General features: G+C 61.8%; 5 protein-coding genes. 4 read left to right on the plus strand and 1 reads right to left on the minus strand.

The features are described 5' to 3' along the window. The 4 genes from CP49_RS22670 to CP49_RS22685 form a co-directional block, all read left to right on the plus strand. Nucleotides 1-1,153 (plus strand): sulfite oxidase (locus CP49_RS22670; RefSeq protein ID WP_057852411.1); only part of this gene is annotated, 1,153 nt, incomplete at its 5' end. Beyond that, entirely contained in the window at nucleotides 1,153-1,500 is a 348-nt protein-coding gene (locus CP49_RS22675) for a hypothetical protein (protein WP_197424049.1), read from the plus strand. The genes CP49_RS22670 and CP49_RS22675, both read left to right, overlap by 1 nt. 231 nt (nucleotides 1,501-1,731) lie before the next feature. Next, entirely contained in the window at nucleotides 1,732-1,944 is a 213-nt protein-coding gene (locus CP49_RS22680) for a hypothetical protein (RefSeq protein ID WP_057852413.1), read from the plus strand. 265 nt (nucleotides 1,945-2,209) lie between these two features. Further along, complete coding sequence (locus tag CP49_RS22685; RefSeq protein WP_057852414.1) at nucleotides 2,210-2,428, plus strand: hypothetical protein; 219 nt, start codon at nucleotides 2,210-2,212, stop codon at nucleotides 2,426-2,428. A 157-nt stretch (nucleotides 2,429-2,585) separates the two neighbouring features. Here the strand turns inward: CP49_RS22685 and CP49_RS22690 are convergent, their stop codons facing one another. After that, nucleotides 2,586-2,816 (minus strand): dodecin, encoded by a 231-nt coding sequence (locus CP49_RS22690; RefSeq protein WP_057852415.1) that lies wholly within the window; start codon nucleotides 2,814-2,816, stop codon nucleotides 2,586-2,588. Nucleotides 2,817-2,983: the final 167 nt, after the last annotated feature.

Genomic DNA, 2,983 nt, shown 5'->3' on the forward strand with positions numbered 1-2,983 from the left:
CCCGCCCGCCGCGCCCCCGTCGGCTGCCGCGCCCGCCGCGGGCAAGGGCCCGCAGCACCTGAAATACCCCGGCAAGCACGAAGGGCTCGTCGTGCTCGGCGAGAAGCCGCTGGTCGCCGAGACGCCGGAAAGCCTGCTCGATGACGACACCACGCCGATCGATAAGTTCTACATCCGCAACAACGGGCAGATCCCCGAGGAGGCGAAGAATCCCGACGCCTGGAAAATCACCATCGACGGCGAGGTCAACAACAAGATCGAGATCACGCTCGGTGAATTGAAATCGAAATACAAGGCGGTGACGCGGCGCATGGTGCTGGAGTGCGGCGGCAACGGCCGTGCCGGATTTTCACCGCCGGCGCGCGGCAACCAGTGGGGCAATGGCGGTGCGGGCTGCGCGGAATGGACCGGCGTGCCGCTCGCCGACCTGCTCAAGAAAGCCGGCCTGAAACCGAGCGCGAAATACACCGCGCATTATGCGGCCGATCTGCATCTGTCGGGTGATCCGAGCAAGCCGAGCATCTCGCGCGGCGTGCGACTGGAAAAAGCGATGGACCCGAACACGATGATCGTATGGGCCATGAACGGCCAGCCGCTGCCGAACATCCATGGCGGGCCGGTGCGGCTGGTCGTGCCGGGCTGGTCGGGCTCGGCGTCCCAGAAATGGCTGACGCGCATCACCATCCGCGACCGCGAGCATGACGGCCCCGGCATGACGGAATTTTCCTACCGCACCCCGATCAAGCCGATGGTGCCCGGCGGCAAGGCCGATCCCGCGAACTTCCGCATCCTGGAATCGATGCCGGTGCGCTCGATCATCACCAACCCTGCGAACGGCGCCAAGTTCGCGGCTGGCACCAAGGAGCTGAAACTGCGCGGCGCGTCCTGGGCCGGCGATCTCACCGTCAAGCAGGTGGATGTCTCGCTCGACTTCGGCGCGAGCTGGCAGCGAACCACGCTGGAAAAGCCGAAGAACAAATATGACTGGCAGCGCTGGACCGCGACCGTCAAGCTGCTGACCGATGGCTATTTCGAGATCTGGGCGCGCGCCACCGATTCCAAGGGCGCGATGCAGCCGCATCAGGCCGGCTTCTGGAATCCGCAAGGCTATGGCGGCAACGCCATGCACCGCATCGCCGTGCTGGTCGGATGATGCAGCGTTTTGCATGGCTCGCATTGGCCGGCGTGTTCTTGATATCGCCGGCCACCGCGCAGACGAGCTTTACGCCGCGCGACGAAAGCCCGGAGGAGTTCGCCGCGGGCACAGGCCGCGACGAAACCTTCTACGCCTGCACCGCCTGCCACGGCTTCAGGCTGGTGGCGCAGCAGGGCATGACGCGCGCGCAGTGGGAGGATTCCATCAACCTGATGATCCGCCGCCACAACATGCCGCCGCTTGACGACAAGGATCGCGAGAAGGTCCTGAACTATCTCGAGACGGCCTATCCGCCGCGCGCGCCGGCGGGCAGGGGAGGCTGGGTGAACCCGTTTGCCAAGTGAGTGCTCGTGACTGGCCCGGTTCGATGATCTCGAAGTATCAATGATTCGCGCACTGCGGTGACCATGCGTATTTGATGTTGCTGGTATGTGATTGCGCCGGGCGTTTTACGCGAGAAGGTTCAAAATTAATGCATGCTGCGGGCTATTTGATCTCGCATTTGCTGGCACCAATACCTATCTCTCGATCAGGAAGGAATTCGCCCAGGGACAACTCCGATAAAGGAGCCATCCATGGCGAACATACTCACCACTGGGGCCGCGTATTCTGCCCCGACCAGCAAGCCTTCATTTTTAACCCGATTGTTGCGCGTTCAAATCGAGGCCCGGCAGCGACAGGCTGACCGAGCGGTCGAGCAGTACCTTGCTACCCGCGGGTTCAAACTGACTGACGACGCCGAGCGTCGGATCGAACGCCTGCTTTCCAACGCGGGACGTCAGCTATGATCACACTCATCATCGTGCAGTTGGCCACGAGGCTCGCGCGCTTCGGGGACGAAGCTCTTGCGACGTGGCACGAAGCTCAGCGACTTCGTCGCCTCCTTCCCGGCCCGACCGAGGAGTAGCAGCCCGTCCGCGCGTGAAAAAACCGCGTCAAAACGGGAATCCGGAGCTTCGGTTCCGACTGAATCAGAACCGAAGCTCGCTACGCTCTTGACGCAGCCGCACACCGAGCCAGAATGGTCGGGCGCTAGCGCTGGGAGCCGGTCACATGAGGTTTTTGATTACTGCGCAGGATACCGCGGGAAAAGTCACTCTCAACCGGGAATCGGTGCCGGCTGCGCTGAAAAAAGCCGAGGAACTGATATCGGACGGTTGCTGGAACGTCGAGATAGTCACGCCCGATGGGGGCACCTATCAACCCGGCGAGTTCGATGCGTTGAGAGAACGGGTTGGCGCGGCCGGCCCCGATATGTCGCTCACCGCCTAGTCGCGGACGTCCATTCCAGCGATCGATGTCAGCTTCGTGCCGGAAGCCGTTGATCGAATGCGTGTCCGTCAATCAGTCAGCAAGCAAGTCTGTACGCGATAGCTGCGTAGATTTTTCGCAAGCCGCGCTTTCCCCATCCCTGCTGTCTCGCCGGAATTTACCCCTCAAGCGTAAATCCAACTCTCAACGTGACCTGATAGTGGCGAACGGCTCCATTCTCGATGTCGCCTCTCGTTTGCATCACTTCGAACCATTTCATGTCGCGAATGGTCTTTGCTGCGCGAGCGAGCGCATTTTGGATGGCGTCCTCGATGCTCTTTTCGGATGAGCCCACGAGGTCCAGGATCTTGTAAACATGGTCTTTGCTTTCGGCGGCGCGTGTTGGCATGGCGAAGCTCCGGGTTATGTCGGTGGCAATCAGAGTATGTGACCGTGAGCCAACGCCATGCCCTCATGCGGGTTCCGATGGGAGGGCTATCGCAGATGACGGCGGCGAGCTAGCGAGCGCTCAAGTTTCCGCATCGTCATGGCCGGGCTTGTCCCGGCCATCCACGT

Origin of the sequence: Bradyrhizobium valentinum, from assembly GCF_001440405.1 — a bacterium.
Taxonomy (GTDB): domain Bacteria; phylum Pseudomonadota; class Alphaproteobacteria; order Rhizobiales; family Xanthobacteraceae; genus Bradyrhizobium; species Bradyrhizobium valentinum.